This window comes from Parcubacteria group bacterium, from assembly GCA_041659505.1.
Taxonomy (GTDB): domain Bacteria; phylum Patescibacteriota; class Minisyncoccia; order Moranbacterales; family UBA2206; genus UBA9630.
Genome location: JBAZYF010000002.1, coordinates 145067 through 163227, shown reverse-complemented (window position 1 = coordinate 163227; position 18161 = coordinate 145067). Strand labels below are relative to the sequence as shown.

Genomic DNA, 18161 nt, shown 5'->3' with positions numbered 1-18161 from the left:
GCAAACGAGTAAGCCCTGATTATTCCTCGTTGAACAAAATTTGATAACTCAAATATCCGATGATTCCGCAAATTAGGATGATGAAAAGATTGAGAAATAGGTTCATTCCCAGTTGATCATTAAAGAGTAGTAGCGCGCCAAGGATGATGAAAGGGCTGGCAAATTTTGCCAGGCTTTTATTTTTTGCGTCATTTTTTTTGGCTATATTTTCATTACTGATTTTTTCTGCCAAGAACTTTATCAGAAAAATATTGAGCAGGAGTACAATAACAATCTTAGAAAAGCCGATGTGAGAAATAATGATGCCTGGCAGAACCGCTTCAGCAATAAGTGTGAGGCTGAAAAAAATAATCAACACGAATAGGCTGTCGTGCAAGAGTTTGTAGAAAATTGCAATGGTATTTTTGTCGAATTGTTTCAAGGATATTTGCATAGAATGTTGCATATTTAGGAGTTACGCATTTCACCTCGTAGTCGGATTTTCTAAAAAAATAACTCGAACGCTCTTTTTTCTTTTCAAAATTTTCCCTCTATCAAAGGCAACCAATGGAAAATTTTGAAGAAAAAAGGCGTTCTCAGACAAGATTTTTTTAGAAAAACCGGCTGACTCGGGCAATCGCGTAAGTCCTAAAATTATTAATTTTGTGGCATTGCTATGGTGCGCTTTGAATTCCATAACGAGCCTTTATCCGTAAAATCATATTGCGCAGGGCGAGTTTGAGATTTTGCATGGTCATATTTTTTTCATAGAGCAGATTGAGGTTGTCAATTTTCAGGTCATTTTTTGCCACAAAAGTGAATTCATAGTATTTTCCCGCCGTATCTTCCGTGTCGTTCAGGGGAATTAGGCAGGCGTAGCCACCGAAAGTTTCTTTTTGCAAATCACAACCGCCCAAAACCTCGAGACTTTTTGCCAGGACAGAGATCGGATGTTTTTTGAGCCAGGAATTGGCAATTTTTTCCGAAGGCAGTTCATGCTTTTGCCCATTTTCTATTTGGTACCATTTTTGGGTGTCTGTTGCGAAAAAGATTGTTCCATCAGGATGCACACTAGTGAGCGTAAATAATTTTTCTTTAGTATAGAGCGAAAGCTCATCACTGCTTGCTATTATGATATCATTCCAATCATAGCCCTGATTCAGAAAGATATCTGGGTCGCCGATCGGATAAATTTTATCCCTACTGACGATAAAAGCGGATGTGCCATAGGAAATTAGGGAGCTATCAGCAAAACCGATCGGATTTTTAGCGACAGCGTAAGCATTAAGAAAATCGGCATTTTTGGGGATGGCAAAATTTTCCTCATACTGACTGTGAAAAGCCCCTGCGCTGCTGAATTTTTCCAAGCTTCCGTCAGTACTTGAACGATAATAAACGTCGTCGATTTTGAAGAGTGAATCTGCTGGGTAAATTTTTGTATCTGTGATTTCTTCATCCAGTGGAGTGTAGCTCAAATCTTGCTCGTCAGTATCGATAAAGGCACTTTCCGAAAAACCAAGCGCAAAAAGTGTCGACCGATCTTTGAATTTTCTCAGTTTTCCCGCAGAGATAAGATAGAAAGCGTTTTCATGCTTAACTAATGTGCCATTTTTAAAACCAACTGGACTACCCTCGGGAAAAAGAAACGCGCGATAGGATTTGCGCAAATCGATGTGAGAATTTTCTGGGCTTGTGGATAGTCTATTTGGCGTGAAGCTCAGCTTAATCTTAGAAAAACTGCCGACCAGCGAGGTGTCGAAAAAACTTTTTTGTCCGGCGGAGAATTTTCCGTCAGTGATTAATGTTCCATCAGTAGTTCTTGGGTTGACCGCATTGCCCTTGTTGGACGTTAACATTGTGAAGGAAAAGTTAAATTCTTGGGTGGGAAAAAAGATGAAATAAGCGACATAGAGCGCACTGGCAAAACAAAAGGCATAGAAAAAAGCCTGCCAGCGTCGGTAGCGCAAAGTATTTTTTTCATCTAGCTTGATTTCCCTGGTCAGATCGAGCATATTCTCTACGAATTAAGAATTTATACGAATGTATGAATAATTGTGCGGATTATTGTTTCAATAAATAAATTTCTCCATTTATTGTACTGCTGTAGTCGATTGGTCTTTCTTCGGAAAGTCCGCCGGTCTTTGTAAAATCAGGAACAATCAGGTGATTTCTGCTCAGGCTATAGGGTTTTTGAGGAATTAGTTTTTCCAGTAGGCCGGATTTATCGTAGAGACTTAGGCTTGCATTAGGGATGATCAAATAGACATTAGTGAATTTTTTTGTGTCAATTTTGACGAGATCATCCGGATTGAAAAAGTAGACTGCCTGTAAGCCACCAAGAAAACTCAGCGGACCGCTCGGTATTGACCAACCATCGCCCGAAGCCAAGCGATCAACCAGCACGAGGTCGGTAGCGGAGAAATTTTCGCTGAGTGTCTTCGTTTGCATAAGGAGTGTTTCGTTTTCTGAAAAAGTGAACAAGGGAGCTGAAAAAGCTAAATTTGCCAATAGAAGAAAAGCGGCCATCAGAAAAAAAAGATAATTTTTCTTGGTGAATAATCGGTTAATAATTAGAACGGTATAATAGATACTCAGCGGGATGATGGCAAAAGCAAAGCGCCGAAGCATCCAGGGGTGATCAAGGGAGATTCCCGGATGGACAAGATAGATGAGTAATGGCAAAAGCAGAAAAAAAGGCATCAGAATCAGATAGTTTTTCTTGGCGAGAAAGTAGATGACAGCGAGCGCGGCGATGAGGAGAAAAATCAGCAGGTTGTAATAATAGAAAATCTTAAATAAATATGTCAGGACACTGAGCGTGCCAAGACCACTTTCGGCGGGGGAGAAAGAATGCAGGAGTCCCTTGAGCGAGGAGCGGTAGAACTGGCTGTTGACGATGAGGTTGCTGGTGAAAGTGAGAACAAAAATACCCAACAGCCAAAAAATATTTTTCTGATCATGTTTGGAAAAAAGTTTTTTCTCGTTTTTTTGAAAAATAAAAATAATACCGCCGAGCATCAGTAGCAGTGCCCAAGCTTCGATCCTGGTGAATGCAAGCAGAAGAAATGCGCCCAGCGCGGAGAGGAAATAAAGCTGGTTGCGAAATTTCAAAAACAGAGAGAGCTCTAAAACACCAAACCAGATGAACCCCAAGGCTAAATTTTCACTCAAGGTGAATTTGAACAGCCAGGAAAAAATGAACGTACTGAGGGCAATAAGTAGTCCAATCCAAGCCGATCTTGTATTTGCTTGGAGTTTAAGTAGGAGGAAAAAGGACAATAAAAAAAGAAAAAACAAAACGCCATTAGCGACAGAAAATCCGCTGAGACCAAAAATAGCATAGAAACCGGCGAGCCATGCAATGTAGCCTAGAGAAAAATGAGTCACCAATTTTCCGCCGGGAGTATAGTTGAAGCCGGGAAAATTGAGCGCTGTGCCCGGGCCATAGATTTTGAAAAATTCCTGCGAGGCAGTCGAGTCAAACTCCAATTGATGGTTTTGCGCTAGACGGATAGCCGCTTCGCTGAATGATCCCTGATCGCGTCCGGAAAAAACAGAGGGCGTGGTGAAGAAAGTTAGGGTGACAATTGATAGGGTGATAATTATCAGCGCGATTAGTGATGGGATCGATCGACGTGAGATTATGCGCCTGTAATTTTTGACCATGAGCCAAAAAAGAAAGCTGGCGCCGGCGAGAAGATAGGCTAATAAGATCGGCCAATAAAAAATTCGCAGCATTGCAAGGACAATCGCCAAAAAATCCCACCCCAAAACAAAAATTCCGAAGGCGGAAAAAAGCTCATATCCATTGAGATTTTGCAGTTTTTTCATCACCTCTATTATATCGGGAAATTTACTTTTTGCCAAACAAATAAGGTTGGGCTAAAATTAAAGCGCAGTTACTTAAAGCTGAAAGACTAATGGGTGGTTAATTGGTGGCAAGATAATGATGAAATTTGACAGTTGAAAGCGGATAGGGTAAAGTAATTATGTGCAATATATTGCACAAAAAAGATATTATTTGAGCAATATAATTAGCAGTTAGTTTGAGGAACTATGGAAAAGCAACAGCTTAAAAGTGTCCTTTTGGAGCAAAAGATGGAAATAGCCGAATTGCTAGAAACTAAAACCATCCAGCGAGATCAGGAGGTCGAAGTCAGAAAGGCGCTAAAAAACAATTTAGTCAAGGTGCTCATTGGAGTCCGTAGGTGCGGGAAGTCTTTTTTAGCACATCAAATTCTTAGGGGCAAGGAATATGGGTATGTTAATTTTGATGATGAAAGATTTATCGGAGCCAAGACGGAAGATTTAAACGATTTCTTGGAAGTGCTAAATGAAATAACTCCGAACGTGAAATATCTGCTTTTGGATGAAGTGCAAAATATCGAAGGTTGGGAATTGTTTGCCAATCGCCTGAAGCGTTCCGGATATAATTTAGTGATCACTGGTAGCAATGCCAAACTGCTCAGTCAAGAATTGGCAACACATTTAACTGGCAGGCATGTTTCTCTTGAACTATTTCCGTTTTCATTTGGGGAATTTCTGAAAAGAAAAGGCCTACAATTTTCAGGGACAGACTTGTTTTTGACGAAAAATCGAGCCACTGTCAAAAAAACGCTGGAAGAATATCTGCAACAAGGCGGTTTCCCAGAGCTGTTTTCTGTTGAAAATAAAAAGCAATATTTGCGAGATCTGTATGATAAAATAATCAGTCGCGATATCATGCCTCGCCATAAAGTCAGATTTGGGAAAGAATTGAAAGAACTGGCCGTTTATCTTTTTTCCAATTTTGGTTCTCGCTTTACCTATCGCAAGTTGCAAAAAGTTTTTGAAATAAAAAGTTCACACACGGTGAAAAATTATGTCAATTATTTAGAGGAAGCCTATTTAATCTTTGAACTTTTGCCCTTTTCTTTCAAATTAAAACAACAGCTAAACAGTGCGAGAAAAATCTATTGCATCGACAATGGCATGATAAATGCGATTTCTTTTCAAAATTCTCCCAATTCAGGCCGGATGCTGGAAAATTTGGTTTTTTTGGATTTGAAAATGAAAAATAAGGAGACGTATTTTTATATAAATGAAAATGGCGGTGAAGTGGATTTTCTGATCAGAAAAAACAATAAAGTAACTGAGCTTATCCAGGTTTGCTACGACTTGAAAAATATTGAAACCAAAGAAAGAGAATTGTCGGCTTTGGTCAAATCAAGCAAGGAGCTTAATTGCAACAAACTCGTTGTCGTAACTTGGGATGAAGATGGTGAGGAGGTGTATAAAGATAGAAAAATTCAATTCATTCCACTTTGGAGGTGGCTGTTAGAGCGCTAGTATTTTATATCAAAACAAATTTATTAAAACATCAGCGTCGTGAAAAATATCAGCCGGAATTTTTCCTGAATTTGTGGTATAATTAAGTCAGCCAAAAAGCTGGATTTTTTGCAGTAAAAATCCAGGTTATTTCACTTGAAGCCATAGAAACAAAAAATGCATAAACACAAACTAAAAATCTTTTTCGTCATAATAATATTCTACGGCTTTTTCGGCTGGGCGAAAAATTCTCACGCGGCGGATTTTTATATCACCCAAAATACATCCGGCTTTGATACTGGCGCAGATTGTGTTAATGCGCATGCGATCAGTTGGTTTAATACATCTGGCAATTGGTCTAATCCCAAAGCTGAAAGCAAAATCGGTCCTGGGGACACAGTACATTTGTGCGGAACGATCTCATCAACTCTGGTAGTGGAAGCTAGTGGATCGGATGGTAATGTGATAACTATCTTTTTCGATCCAGGAGCGAAATTGTCCCAGGCCGCCTGGGGAACGGCGGAGTTGTCGTCCATTTATGCCGATGGGAAAAATTACATAGTTATTGATGGTGGAGAAAATGGGACTATTGAAAATACGGATAATGGAACTGGTCTTGGCAATTCGGTCAATTCTACTTTTCTTAATGTTTCCGGTAATCCGTCTCATTGGGAAGTTAAAAATATGACATTTTCCAATATGTATGTCCGAGAAGAGGGAACGGAGGAGAATGCCTATGGAACGGCAGCTGAATTTAGCGGAGTACTTAATGACATCTCATTTCATGATAATGTGGTTCATGACGGAAATAAAGTGGTATATTTTTCCTGGTATGGCGGAGTTTCTGCCAATGTTAGTGTCTATAATAATGCTATTTCCGACAGCGCGGTAGCTATCACCGTCGGGTCTGGCTATGTGGATTCATCGATTGAAAATGTTCAAATATATAACAATGACTTGAGTCGGGGGCTAAAGTGGAGCGGCGCACCAACTATCCATACTGATTTGACCCACGTCTTTGCTGCACACACAAACACTCAAGTCACCGGACTTAAAATTTACAATAATTACTATCACGGCGCATGTGGCACAAATACAACCACAGCCTTATTTGGCGAAGGGCCCATTATTGGTCCCAAATATTATAATAACTTGTTTGTCATGGATGTTAACCCCGGAATCTGTTCAAATGGCATGATTTATCTGAAGCAGGATGACGGCGCGTTGATTGTCAATAATACCTTCATTTCTGCTGACGGAGTGACGGCCATAGAATTGGGAGGTGTCACCGACGCGGTTGTTGAAAATAATTTATTTAACAATGGCGGACTAGCCATCGGTCCCTTTTCCAGCGCTAGTAGTGTCACTGAATCTGACTATAATTTATTCTCTTCGGGAGAGACGTTTCTTAACGGAAGTTGGTCTCAGTTGGATTTGCCAACCTGGAAAGTAGCGCATGAGACATTCGAATTGAATAGTAGAACAGGAAGCCCATTACTTGATGGAAATTTCAAGCCGCAAGGCGGATCTCCCGCCATCGATCATGGTGTCAGTCTGGCGGGCTATTTTATCGTCGATAAGGCTGGCGTCTCCCGTCCGCAAGGCGCTAATTGGGATATCGGCGCCTATGAATATGTTTCTAACGAAAGCGATGCCACTCCGCCAGCATCACCAAGTGGACTTTTCGTGGACTGATGATTCTCTAGGTAAGTATTATTGGTTGGCATGGTTGGACAGTTTAGACTAAAAGTGCTAATATTTAGCAGGAGTTTTGGATGTATTTTTTAAGATTTAAAACAAGTTTTCTCTTTATCATAAAAAGAAAATTATTACTTTATGTCAAAAATAAGTTTTGAGCCTGGGCGATCCAGAGGTTTTCGCGTGCGGTTCTTTTTAGCCCTAAAAAGATTTCTGCGTAAAAAAAACGTGATCCGGTTGAGTTTTTTTGTCGTTTTCATCTTAGTCTGCTTTTTTATCTTTTCTTTTGTGAAAAGCAATAAACAGATTATTGGCGTGAAAACCTTGTCGGCATTGAATAAAATTTCCGGTCTTTTGCCGATCACTAAGGATGAGCAAAAAGAGTTGTCCGTTTTAAATACGCTAGTGGAGAATTTCACTAAAAAAGACGGAACGACAAAAACTTTTATGCTTCTTTTGCAAAACAATATGGAATTGCGTCCTGGTGGAGGCTTTTTGGGGCAATATGCCATCATTAAAATAAAAGATGGCGAAGTCGTTTCGTCCTATTTCGAAGATGCCAATCTTTTAGATCAACGGATCAAGGCGAAAATCCCGACTCCCTATCCCTTCGAACGGATGATGCAACTCAAAAATTGGAAATTCCGCGATTCTAATTTCTCACCGGATTTTCCCACTAATGTTGCTAAGGCCGAATATTTTTATCGCTTGAGTGGCCGGGGAACTGGAGATTTTGATGGCGTGATTGCGGTCAATGCCACCGTGCTCAATGATATTTTGAAATTGACCGGACCAATCAGCGTGCCTGGTTACAACGTAGAGCTCAATTCAGATAACGGTTTTCTCAAATTGGAAGAAGTGGTCGAAAAGCAATATATCATGAACCCGGATATTGATACGCAAAACCGCAAAGCAATCATGAAACAATTATTGCCGATCATTATTAACAAACTTTTCACTTTAGGTAATATTTCCAAGCTGACCGATCTGGCGCATCAAGAATTTCAATCCAAAAACGTGATGGTTAATTTCAAGGATCAAAGTTTGCAGTCGCTTTCCTCCAGTGTTTTTTGGACCGGAGAGATGGCGCAGGATTGGAGTGGCGATTACCTGATGATGGTGGATGCTAATATGGGCGCGTTGAAAACCGATTACTACATAAAGAGGGAAATCACCTACGACATTGATCTCACGACGGAAAAACCGACGGTCAATCTAGAGATTCTCTACAAAAACACCGCGCCATATGGCGATTGGCGCACCAGCGACTATCACACCTATATGCGACTCTATCTGCCCAAAGGCGCCACGCTTTTGGAGCGGGTAATGATGAACAATATCAGCGCCGGCGAAGATTTTGGCAAATCCTGGATTGGTTTCATGGGGCACGTGCTGATTGGCGGACAGACTGATGTGAAAATCAAATATGAATTGCCGGCTGAATTTCCGCGTGATAATTACAAGCTGCTCATTCAAAAACAATCCGGTGTTTCAGATATTCCAGTTAAGGTCCACGTAAAAACAAAAGACGGCGAGTTCAATCAAGAACAGATAATGAATAGCGATTTGAATTTTGAAGTTAAAGAAGAAACAAAACAATGAATGATGTAGTTAGCCGCTATACGGGAAAGATTTTTTCTGTGCTTCAGCAGGATGGTTTTTTTGGTGGCTTGAAAAAGATTTTAACAGGATTTTTTTTCGTGTTGCGTCCGGTTGGATCGGGGGATATTCTTTTCATTTCAAGCGGAGCGGTAGGGGATAGTTCGCGTTATCGAGTTCGGCATATCGCGGAGGAACTCAAAATGCATGGCTTCAGATGCAGTTTTACCGTTCAAGAACACCCGGCGCTTTCCAAGTGTGCGGATCGGTTCAAAATATTTATTTTTCATAAAACCACTAACATCCCGCAGATAGCCAAATTGGTTGAAAGGATAAAAGCACAAAAAAAGGAAATTATTTTTGAAACCGATGATCTTGTTTTTGACCCTAAATATATTAAAACACAGGATTTTTTCTCAAACAGCAATGCCGGAATGAAAAAATTCTATGAAAAAGGTTTGGGAGTGGAGCTTGTGAATGATGCATATGTGAAAGTTTGCACTGTCTCAACTTCATTTTTGGCAGAAAAAATGCGCGAACTTGGCAAGCAAGTTTTCATTGTTTCCAATAAACTTTCCGAGAAAGACTTATCAAATGCTGATAAGATTCTCGAAACTTCATTTTCAGGTGGAAAGGGGACCGTCAGAATAGGCTATTTTTCTGGCACTCATTCCCACAATCGAGATTTCGCAACAATAACAGGAGCGCTTATGCAGGTCATGGAAAAATATAGCCACGTAGAATTATTTTTAGTGGGCCCATTGGATGTCGAGAGCTCACTTAATAAATTTAGCGATAGAATAAAACAATTTTCATTTGTCCCGCGTGAAAAACATTTTGCCAATATTGCCAGTGTTGACATTAACATTGTCCCACTGGAAATTGGCAATCCATTTTGCGAAGCTCGCTCGGAGTTGAAATTTTTTGAAGCTGCCATCATGAAAGTGCCCACAATCGCGGCGGCAACGCAGACATACCGCGGCGCAATCGAAGACGGCGTGACTGGATTTTTGGCTGGAAATGAGCTAGAATGGACGGAGAAATTGGGGCGTTTGATTGAAGCCAAAAATTTACGTCATGCAATGGGCGAGCGGGCAAGAGAAAAAACCCTCAAAGATTATACGAATAAAAATAGCCATAGCTGGGAGTATTATAAATATCTAAAGTCAAAATTGTAAAAAGTTCTTTTTAAAATAAAGAAGCTACACATCCATGGATAGGAAATGTAGCTTCGGCCGGAGAATGAAAAGAATGGTGCGGGAAGTGTCGAAGGGGGTTATTTCAGATATTGCTTCATTACGACCACATCTTTCCCGCTTAACTCATAAAATCTTTCTATTTCCTCGAGTACGATTGCAAAAATGTCAGGATGATTTACGTGACATTCGAAGCCACGGTAACTCTCGTTGCGACTTACAACAAGAAGAACTTCTTTTATCACTGTGACAGGTAGAAACTTCCTGCCAAACAGCGAAATTAGCCATTCTCTATCCTCGCGGACTATTCTGTAATCATTAGTGTTGGTTATGCCATTTTTTTTCAGTGCGATGATGGTTGGTGGCATTGTTTGTGTCACTCTCTTGACGATTTTATTGAGAGCTGTCTCCAATAGGGCATCGTTTTTAATCCATTCATTTTCGATTATGGTAACAGACATACACTTTCCTCCTTTATAGTTGTTTACAAAGAACCGGCTTCTCTCCGGTCGGCAATATTCAATCCATACAGTTTTGATTTTATAACCTAGCACAGATTACTGGATTCGTCAATCTTCCAATATTTTCTCAAGTAGGCTAATATTAGGAGGTGAGTGTTTGATGATAATTTTAACTAATAAAATCAGCAAAAAATCATGAAAGTACTTGTAACAGGCGGGGCTGGGTTTATTGGCAGCTATGTCTCGCGGGCGCTTATTCGTCGGGGCGATGATGTCGTTGCAATTGATAATTTTCAAGAATATTATCCTCGCGTTTGCAAGGAGTTTAATTTGGACTTGATTAATCTCACCGCCAATAAGCCTATTGAGTTTACAAAAGTTGAAGAAATAAATCCTGTGCACGAAAAACTTTCTACCTATTATCCCAAGACAGATGCCACGCCAGGAAAGTTTGTTTTTGAAGAAGTGGATATTGTTGATTTTGACAAGCTTAGAAATCTATTCGAAACGCACAAGCCAGACGCGATTATTCATCTGGCGGCTATGGCTGGTGTCCCACTTTCAGCAAAACAACCCCGACTCTATACGCAGGTGAATGTTGATGGTTCAGTTAATTTGTTGGAATTGTCAAAAGAATTTGGAATCAAACAATTTGTGTTTGCCTCTACTGCTTCGGCCTATGGGCAAAAAGATCATAAGGTCAAGGAAGAAGAAGGCGTGTCCTATCCATGGTCAGTTTACGGAGCCACAAAATCTGCGGTTGAGGTACTGAGCCATGCGTTTTTCAAGCTTTTTGGACTGAACATTGCTATTGCTCGAATTTTTGGCCCTATCTATGGCCCTTTACAGCGTCCTTTCGGCATGCTTATCCAACGGCTTATTAATTATGTACACAATAGTAAAACGCTGACTGTATATGGAATCAAAGGATTGGAGACAGCCAAGGATTTTACTTATATTGATGACGAGGTGGATGGACTTCTGTTGTGTTTAGATAAAAATATTGGATACAATGCCTATAATATTGGGACGTCGGACGTAATTCCACTAAAAAGCTGGTTTGATGCAGTTGGAGACGCCCTTGGCGAATCGGTAAAGTATGAAATTGTTGATGCGGATCCTGGGGATGTGGCAACTAGTGCAGACATTACCAAGGCAAGAACCCAATTAGGGTATGAGCCGCAAATGGATTATCGAGAAGGTGTCAGGCGTCAAGCAGAGATATTTAACCTGATGCCCGAGTGGTATAAAAAAATGGAAGATGTGTAATTTAATTTCTTAAGCATAAATTAAAACTATGAAGGTACTGATTACCGGAGGGGCGGGGTTTATTGGGTCGGCATGCACGAAGGCGCTGATCGATCGGGGCGATGAAGTTGTGATTATTGATAATTTCAATGATTATTATGACCCATCGCTGAAAGAAGCGCGCATTAAAAAATTTCTTAAGGGGTATAAATTTAAACTTTATCGTGGAGATATTCGAGATGAAAAATTGATCGACAAGATATTCAAAAAAGAAAAATTGGACAAAGTGATTCATTTGGCGGCAATGGCCGGCGTGCGCAATTCACTGCTCAATCCAAAACTATATGCGGATGTGAATATTATGGGCAGTCTTAATCTTTTGGAAGCCGCGGTTAAATATAAAATTAAAAATTTTGTTTTTGCCTCATCCTCTTCGGTTTATGGCAACAACAAAAAAGTGCCTTTTTCCGAATCTGATCCGGTGGACACGCCAATCTCTCCTTATGCCGCTTCCAAGAAAGCGGACGAACTCATTGCGCATACCTACAGCCACATCTACGGACTTAACATCACGGCGCTCCGATTTTTTACCGTCTATGGCCCGTGGGGTCGGCCGGATATGGCATTGTTCCTGTTTACAGATGCGATCACCAAAGGCGAACCGATTAAAGTGTATAATTATGGCAAAATGAGTCGCAATTTTACCTATGTTGATGACATTGTGTCCGGCACGCTCACTGTGCTCGACAAATGTACGGGTTACGGCGTGATGAATATTGGTGGCGACAAGGAAGAAACCCTTTTGCGTTTTATTGAAGTGATTGAAAAAAATGTGAGGAAGATTGCGAAGAAAAATTTGATGCCGATCCAACCGGGCGATGTACCTTCAACGGTGGCCGATATTAAAAAACTGCGAAAGCTGGGTTGGAAGCCGACGACCAGAATTGAGAAGGGGATCGCTAATTTTGTGGAGTGGTACAAACAGTACTACAAGGTGAAATAAATGCGACTTTTTGTAGATGCTTAGTTGAGTAAGAAATAAATGGTTCAAGTCAGAGACTTGAACCGACACTGCAGTTAAACAATTATGCTCAAAAAATTTCGTAACAACGCTTTTGCCTGGAACAGCTTCGTGCTGTTTTCCGGCAGTATGGTGAATAACGTGCTCAATTACATTTTCCACTTGGTAGTGGGAAGAATGGTGAGCGTGGCGGTTTATGGCGAGACGGAGTCGCTCATTTCGCTGATGATGATCATCTCCGTTCCCGCGGCGACGCTTGTCATGGTGATGACGAAATATGCCGCGCAGTGTAAAGCGCAAAATGACAAAAAAAGGAGTTATGAACTTTTGCGTTATTTCAACAAAAAAGTCGTGCAATATGGCGTACCGATTTTTCTCGTGACAATTCTCCTTACTCCGCTTATCAGCCGATTCCTTAATATTGAAAGCACACTACCACTGATCATTGTTTGGACTTCGATGCTCCTTTCGCTTTTTTCTGCCGGGGCTTCCGGGATGCTTTCCGGTTGGCAAAAATTCAAGGAATCAAGCTGGGCCGCGATTGCCGGTGGTGCTCTGAAGCTCTTTTCCGCTTTGATTTTTATCGCTATCGGACTTAAAATTAACGGATTGATGTTCAGTTTTTTCTTGTCTGCTGTCGCGACCTATGTTATCGCGCTCATTTGTCTTAAATTCATTTTTGTGGCCGGAAAAAATGATGAGCACGAAATCAGTGAGCTCAATTTGGGAGCGATGAAAACTACGGTGATGACTTTTTTTCTCGGTAATCTGGCGATCAATGCTTTGGGTAATTTGGATATGGTTCTGGCCAAACATAATCTTGACGATATTTCTGCGGGGCAATATGGAGCGCTCACGATTGTTTCCAAAATTATTTTTTTTGCGACCGGCGTGATTGCTTCCGTGCTTTTTTCCATGTCGGCGGAACATAATCATAAGAATGGCAACACAAAAAAACTTTTCCTGCAGGCCTTCACTCTGATGACTATCGTGTCTGTCATTTCTATCGCAGTCTATTTTATGGCGCCAAAATTGATTCTGTCTTTGCTTTTTGGCGCGAAATATAACGCGGTTTCGGCTTATTTAGGCTGGTTTGCGATTATGGTGGTGCTGTTTTCTCTAGTGAACTTGACTTTGCAATATTTGCTTTCCTTGCAACGAGTGAAGGTGGTTTACGGAATGCTCTTTGTGGCTGTTTCGGCGGCCAGCGCGATGCTCTTTTTCGGTCATACGATTTCTGCTATACTGGCCATAGGCATTATTGCTCAAACAGTCGCGTTGCTCAGCGCGCTGCCTTTTGTCTTTAACTCGTTTACTAAAGAGCCCGCATAAATATATGGAACCAGGAAAAAAAATGATTTCTATTGTTGTTCCGCTTTATAACGAAGAAAAAAACGTTCCGCTTTTTTATGCCAAAATTCAAACGGTACTCGACAGACTTCCTTATATTTGGGAGCTTATTTTTGTAAATGACGGCAGTTGTGACAAGAGTATTTTGGAATTAGAAAAAATTGCCGAGAAAGATGCTCGGATAAATGTTTTGGATTTTTCCCGCAATTTTGGCAAGGAAATCGCAGTGACAGCTGGAATCAACAGCTGTCGCGGAGAAGCTTGTATAATTTTAGATGCAGATCTCCAGCATCCGATCGAAAAAATTCCTGAATTTATCGCGAAATGGGAAAAAGGCGCGGAGGTTGTCGTTGGCGTGCGAGAGAAAAGTAAGAAGGAAAAATTAATAAAAAGAATGGGTTCCTATCTGTTTTATAAAATGATCAATCGCATATCAGACATGGAAATTGTGACGCGCGCAACTGATTTTCGCTTGTTGGATCGCATCGTGATTGATGAGTTCAATCGGCTCACGGAAAAAAATCGCATGACGCGCGCGCTGATCGATTGGCTCGGTTTTCGGCGTGAATATATCTATTTCGAAGCCAACGAGCGGATCCATGGTGTTCCGGCCTATAATTTTTGGAAATTGGTCCGGCTAGCGTTTAATAGCATGATTTCCTTCAGCTTGTTTCCTCTGAAGCTGGCTGGCTATCTGGGGATTATTATCACATTTTTTTCCGGGCTTCTGGGAATTTTCATCATGATTAACCGCTATATAACCAATAATCTTTATTTCTCCGGCCCGGCAATTTTAGCGGTCGTAATTCTGTTTTTGATTGGCATCGTACTTGTTTGTCTTGGGCTTATTGCGCTCTACATCGCCAACATCCACGCTGAAGTGACTAATCGGCCGATGTATATCGTGAGGAAGCGGAAATAATTTTCGAGAAGATCCTTGATTTACGTCTGTCATAACTTGCTTTCAATCAACTTTAAATTTGCTTGCAAGTTCTGGTCGGTCGGACTAATTTCGACCGCTTTTTTGATTGCTTCATGCGCTTTTCCAAACTCACCTCGCGTGAAGTAAATCGAAGCGAGATTTTGAGCTGATTGCCAAAGTGCCGGATTTAGTTCCAGCGCTTTTTGGTAGCCGGCAATGGCCTCATCTATTTTTCCCATCGCTTGGTAGGTGTTGGCTAGATTATGATAAGCATCGGCGTAGCGGGGGTTAATTTCGGTGGCTCGTTTAAATTCTAAAATTGCTCGGTCATAATCTTTCCGGCGGGCATAAACATCGCCGAGGTTGTTGTAGATGACGTGTCCGGATGGAGAGGTTTTTCCCGTGGAAATCCAAAGATTATCCTCATTGTCCCAGTCAATATTGCGCACGATCGTGCGGATGGAGAGCGCCAAAATTATCAGCGCAAAAATTGCAGAGAGCCAAACTTTTTTTTGGGGAAATTTTTCCCAGAGCCATGTAAAAAAGTAAGCGAAAGTGGCGAGGATGCCCAGTGTTCCGATGTAGGCGTAGCGTTCAGCGACGATCCAAGAAACTTTGAGCGGAGTGAGTGTTGGAGTGAGAGAGATGAAGAAAAATGAAAGCCAAAAAAAGACAAAGCGATTTTTTTTCCAACCATAGTAAGCGAGGCCGGAAAAAAGAAGAAAGACAGAAAGGCAAGCGAGATAGCCGATTGTGTTAAAAGTCAATTCTGTGTGATAGAGCGTGAGACCTTGTGGCCAAAAAATGAGGCCAAGGTAGGAACTGATAGCCACGGGGATTTGCACCAGTGGGTTATACAGTCCGCTGGCATCTGCATAATATTGCGTGTTCAAATCAGAGAATCTTTGACTCGTTCTGGTTAGATAGATTGAAGTAAAAATGACAGAAGCAATAAGGAAGGGTAAAAATTTTTTCCAATTTTTTTTCAGATTGCCAAAGGCCAATTCATAGAGCGGAAAAATGGCAAAAAGAGCGACCGCTTTTTCCGAAGAAACGAGCGCAAAGAAAAAAAGTGTGCCAGAATAGACTAGCAGTTTTTTTGAATTTTTTATCGATTGAAAAGAGAGCAAGTATAGGAGAAATGAGGCGAGAAAGAAAAAGGCATATTGGCCATAGGGACGAGCGGAGATCCAAGAAATTGATTCGGTTAGAATCGGGTGGACGGCGAACAGCAGGGCGGTAAAAAGAGCGAGTGGCTTGTTTTTAGCCAGAAGAGTGAGAATGATAAAAATGAGGCAAGTTGATCCAAGGTGAAAAAAAATATTTACGGCGCGAAAATAAAAAGGAGCAATTAGTCCGAATTTAACCAAGATGAAGTGTGGCAAGAAGCTCCAGGAGGCAAGATAGCGCAGATAGCTCCAGTCGGACAAAGCGGCATTTTTTTGTGTTCCAAGAATGTCATCAGAAACAAAGGCATTATCGAAAGAATTAAGATAGCTGATAAAAATCAGAACAAAAAACAGGATGAAATAGTTGATATTTTCCAAAAGGAATGTTTTCAGTTCAAAGCCGTCATTTGTTTTTGAAAGAGGCGTATCTTTGGTAGTTGGATTATTACTGAATAAATTCCGGAATTTTTTTTCTGGCAGATGATTTTTGAGATATTTCAAGATAGTTTTTTTCGGCAAACTCAAATCGGCCGCCATTTCTTCCAAGGAAAGCGTTTCCCAATTTTTTTTAATAAATTTTTTCTGGTCGGAATTAAGTGCCATTGTGTTTTTAATTCTAATATATTATGCTTAAGAAGTAAATTAAGCTATATTTTTTATGAATTTATCTTTACCGGTGCATCTTTCGATCCATTTGTTTTTTAGCCTCTTGGCTGGTCTTATCGCGTGGCGCATTTGGAAAAAGCCGTTTTGGGCATTTTCATTCGGTTTTTTGGGTGGATTTCTGATTGACCTGGATCATTTCATTGACTATTTCCTGGCTTTTGGCTGGAATTGGCAATGGGAATATTTCCAAAATGGTTACCAATTTCTGAAATCAGGCAAGATTTATGTGTTTTTTCATGGTTGGGAATATGTGCTTATTTTCTTGCTCTTGGTCTATTTGCTCAAGAGTAAATTAGCCAAAACTGTATTTTTGGCCTTGGCTTTGGGGGTATTTTTCCATCTGGTGGCGGATGTGATTATTGACGATACACCAGTGAAATCCTATTTCATCAGCTACCGCATCAGCCATCATTTTGACATTCAATACATCAATAGCCCGGATAACTATGAGCGGTATCTGGGAAAAAAATTGCGGGTGAAATTTGAATAATTTTGGTACGGGGGAATCCCCTTGATTTATAGCGGGAAATATACTATCATTGAACAAAGAAATGGCTCTTTACTAAACAAGATAAAAAAACAAAAAAACAAGAAGGAGGCTTGTGTTTTTAGGTCTGCTTTTTTTATTTTCATAAAAAAACAAAAAACTTCAAAATAGAGGGAGGAAATAGCCATGAGGAAAAGAAATCGGTTTTTTGGATCTTTGGTCGTTTTTTTAGTTTTGTCAATACTGACGGTGAATGCTAGCGCCACAATTTTGACTAGTGTCAAATTGGCGTGGTGTCCAAACAATGATCCGGCCGTATTGGGCTATAAGCTCTATCGCGGAACGGAGTCTGGCGTCTATGGTCCACCGGTGGATGTTGGGAATGTCACAATGATTGACTTGGCGGATATCGGGATGGAATTTGAGGAGGGCATTAACCAATATTTCGCCGTTACGGCTTATGGTGATAATATTGAGTCGGCTTTTTCTACCGAATTGGTTGTTAATGTTGTCGAGGGCAATGGTGCCCATGACAACTGGACAAAAGTCAGGGGTAGTGCTCTTATTGATGGACTCGATGGTGTCGAAGAAGTACTTTTTGGCACTAGCGGTACCGCCACCTCAGCCAGTCAAAATAAGACTAGCTTGACTGGACTCGACCTGAAAAATACCCAGATGTACGTGGAAGTTTTAGCGGCAGGGACGGGAAGCTATCTCCCCTATATCTCGATTATACTTTCCGTTTTACTTCCTGATAATTCCACGGTAAACGCTACGATGCAGTACAAATATATCGATCCCGAGCTTAATTCTCACACGGCGACCATAGCAACGTTCGGGTTGGGGTTATTCAATGATGGTCAGTGGCACACGTTTAATCGAGATTTGGTTATCGATCTCGTTAGCGCTGATTTTAGTCCTGATTGCAGTGTAATCGGATTTGTCAGCGCCAATGCATATTCATATAAAAATGTGTCAAGATTGCCGCTGTTTGAATCCTTAAGGATAAAAAAGATAATCTTTGCGTCTAACGTGGGCACATCGTCTTGTCCATGAAG

The 18161-nt window shown here is 40.9% G+C and carries 15 protein-coding genes; 10 read left to right on the top strand and 5 right to left on the bottom strand.

The window, feature by feature from the left end; translation table 11 throughout:
• Positions 1-19: 19 nt before the first annotated feature.
• The 3 genes from WC848_03890 to WC848_03880 all read right to left on the bottom strand — a co-directional run bounded on the left by WC848_03890 (position 20) and on the right by WC848_03880 (position 3810).
• Complete coding sequence (locus WC848_03890; protein ID MFA5961795.1) at positions 20-433, bottom strand: hypothetical protein; 414 nt, start codon at positions 431-433, stop codon at positions 20-22.
• Positions 434-653: 220 nt separating this feature from the next.
• Positions 654-1991, bottom strand: a complete 1338-nt coding sequence (locus WC848_03885) for a hypothetical protein (GenBank protein ID MFA5961794.1) — start codon at positions 1989-1991, stop codon at positions 654-656.
• Positions 1992-2040: 49 nt separating this feature from the next.
• A complete protein-coding gene (locus WC848_03880) occupies positions 2041-3810 on the bottom strand; it encodes a hypothetical protein (GenBank protein MFA5961793.1) in 1770 nt (589 codons plus the stop codon).
• A gap of 225 nt (positions 3811-4035) precedes the next feature.
• On the opposite strand from WC848_03880, the gene WC848_03875 reads away from it, so the two are divergent.
• From WC848_03875 to WC848_03860, 4 genes are all read left to right on the top strand, one after another.
• A complete protein-coding gene (locus tag WC848_03875) occupies positions 4036-5307 on the top strand; it encodes an ATP-binding protein (protein MFA5961792.1) in 1272 nt (423 codons plus the stop codon).
• A gap of 156 nt (positions 5308-5463) precedes the next feature.
• Positions 5464-6981, top strand: a complete 1518-nt coding sequence (locus WC848_03870; GenBank protein ID MFA5961791.1) for a choice-of-anchor Q domain-containing protein — start codon at positions 5464-5466, stop codon at positions 6979-6981.
• A 141-nt stretch (positions 6982-7122) separates the two neighbouring features.
• Complete coding sequence (locus tag WC848_03865) at positions 7123-8586, top strand: DUF4012 domain-containing protein (protein ID MFA5961790.1); 1464 nt, start codon at positions 7123-7125, stop codon at positions 8584-8586.
• Positions 8583-9761, top strand: a complete 1179-nt coding sequence (locus WC848_03860) for a glycosyltransferase (GenBank protein ID MFA5961789.1) — start codon at positions 8583-8585, stop codon at positions 9759-9761. The genes WC848_03865 and WC848_03860 overlap by 4 nt, the downstream gene beginning before the upstream one ends.
• Positions 9762-9859: 98 nt before the next feature.
• Here the strand turns inward: WC848_03860 and WC848_03855 are convergent, their stop codons facing one another.
• Complete coding sequence (locus WC848_03855) at positions 9860-10240, bottom strand: hypothetical protein (GenBank protein ID MFA5961788.1); 381 nt, start codon at positions 10238-10240, stop codon at positions 9860-9862.
• 195 nt (positions 10241-10435) lie between these two features.
• Between WC848_03855 and WC848_03850 the strand changes: the two genes are divergently transcribed.
• From WC848_03850 to WC848_03835, 4 genes are all read left to right on the top strand, one after another.
• Entirely contained in the window at positions 10436-11509 is a 1074-nt protein-coding gene (locus tag WC848_03850; GenBank protein MFA5961787.1) for a GDP-mannose 4,6-dehydratase, read from the top strand.
• A 28-nt stretch (positions 11510-11537) separates the two neighbouring features.
• The gene (locus tag WC848_03845; protein MFA5961786.1) at positions 11538-12491 is read left to right on the top strand and encodes an SDR family NAD(P)-dependent oxidoreductase; all 954 of its coding nucleotides are present in this window, start codon (positions 11538-11540) and stop codon (positions 12489-12491) included.
• Between the two features lie 84 nt (positions 12492-12575).
• Positions 12576-13841, top strand: coding sequence for an oligosaccharide flippase family protein (locus tag WC848_03840; GenBank protein MFA5961785.1), 1266 nt, complete (start codon positions 12576-12578; stop codon positions 13839-13841).
• A gap of 4 nt (positions 13842-13845) precedes the next feature.
• Complete coding sequence (locus WC848_03835) at positions 13846-14781, top strand: glycosyltransferase family 2 protein (protein MFA5961784.1); 936 nt, start codon at positions 13846-13848, stop codon at positions 14779-14781.
• A gap of 29 nt (positions 14782-14810) precedes the next feature.
• On the opposite strand, the gene WC848_03830 is transcribed toward WC848_03835, so the two are convergent.
• Positions 14811-16553 carry a tetratricopeptide repeat protein gene (locus WC848_03830; GenBank protein MFA5961783.1) on the bottom strand — a complete coding sequence of 581 codons (1743 nt, stop codon included), beginning with the start codon at positions 16551-16553 and terminating at the stop codon, positions 14811-14813.
• 55 nt (positions 16554-16608) lie between these two features.
• Here WC848_03830 and WC848_03825 point away from each other — a divergent pair, with 55 nt between their 5' ends.
• Positions 16609-17106 (top strand): hypothetical protein, encoded by a 498-nt coding sequence (locus WC848_03825; protein ID MFA5961782.1) that lies wholly within the window; start codon positions 16609-16611, stop codon positions 17104-17106.
• Positions 17107-17289: 183 nt separating this feature from the next.
• The gene (locus WC848_03820; GenBank protein ID MFA5961781.1) at positions 17290-18159 is read left to right on the top strand and encodes a hypothetical protein; all 870 of its coding nucleotides are present in this window, start codon (positions 17290-17292) and stop codon (positions 18157-18159) included.
• Positions 18160-18161 lie beyond the last annotated feature (2 nt).

Coding starts and splice junctions, on each gene's coding strand:
- WC848_03890 (MFA5961795.1), bottom strand. CDS start 433: ATGCAAATATCCTTGAAACAATTCGACAAAAATACCATTGCAATTTTC.
- WC848_03885 (MFA5961794.1), bottom strand. CDS start 1,991: ATGCTCGATCTGACCAGGGAAATCAAGCTAGATGAAAAAAATACTTTG.
- WC848_03880 (MFA5961793.1), bottom strand. CDS start 3,810: ATGAAAAAACTGCAAAATCTCAATGGATATGAGCTTTTTTCCGCCTTC.
- WC848_03875 (MFA5961792.1), top strand. CDS start 4,036: ATGGAAAAGCAACAGCTTAAAAGTGTCCTTTTGGAGCAAAAGATGGAA.
- WC848_03870 (MFA5961791.1), top strand. CDS start 5,464: ATGCATAAACACAAACTAAAAATCTTTTTCGTCATAATAATATTCTAC.
- WC848_03865 (MFA5961790.1), top strand. CDS start 7,123: ATGTCAAAAATAAGTTTTGAGCCTGGGCGATCCAGAGGTTTTCGCGTG.
- WC848_03860 (MFA5961789.1), top strand. CDS start 8,583: ATGAATGATGTAGTTAGCCGCTATACGGGAAAGATTTTTTCTGTGCTT.
- WC848_03855 (MFA5961788.1), bottom strand. CDS start 10,240: ATGTCTGTTACCATAATCGAAAATGAATGGATTAAAAACGATGCCCTA.
- WC848_03850 (MFA5961787.1), top strand. CDS start 10,436: ATGAAAGTACTTGTAACAGGCGGGGCTGGGTTTATTGGCAGCTATGTC.
- WC848_03845 (MFA5961786.1), top strand. CDS start 11,538: ATGAAGGTACTGATTACCGGAGGGGCGGGGTTTATTGGGTCGGCATGC.
- WC848_03840 (MFA5961785.1), top strand. CDS start 12,576: ATGCTCAAAAAATTTCGTAACAACGCTTTTGCCTGGAACAGCTTCGTG.
- WC848_03835 (MFA5961784.1), top strand. CDS start 13,846: ATGGAACCAGGAAAAAAAATGATTTCTATTGTTGTTCCGCTTTATAAC.
- WC848_03830 (MFA5961783.1), bottom strand. CDS start 16,553: ATGGCACTTAATTCCGACCAGAAAAAATTTATTAAAAAAAATTGGGAA.
- WC848_03825 (MFA5961782.1), top strand. CDS start 16,609: ATGAATTTATCTTTACCGGTGCATCTTTCGATCCATTTGTTTTTTAGC.
- WC848_03820 (MFA5961781.1), top strand. CDS start 17,290: ATGAGGAAAAGAAATCGGTTTTTTGGATCTTTGGTCGTTTTTTTAGTT.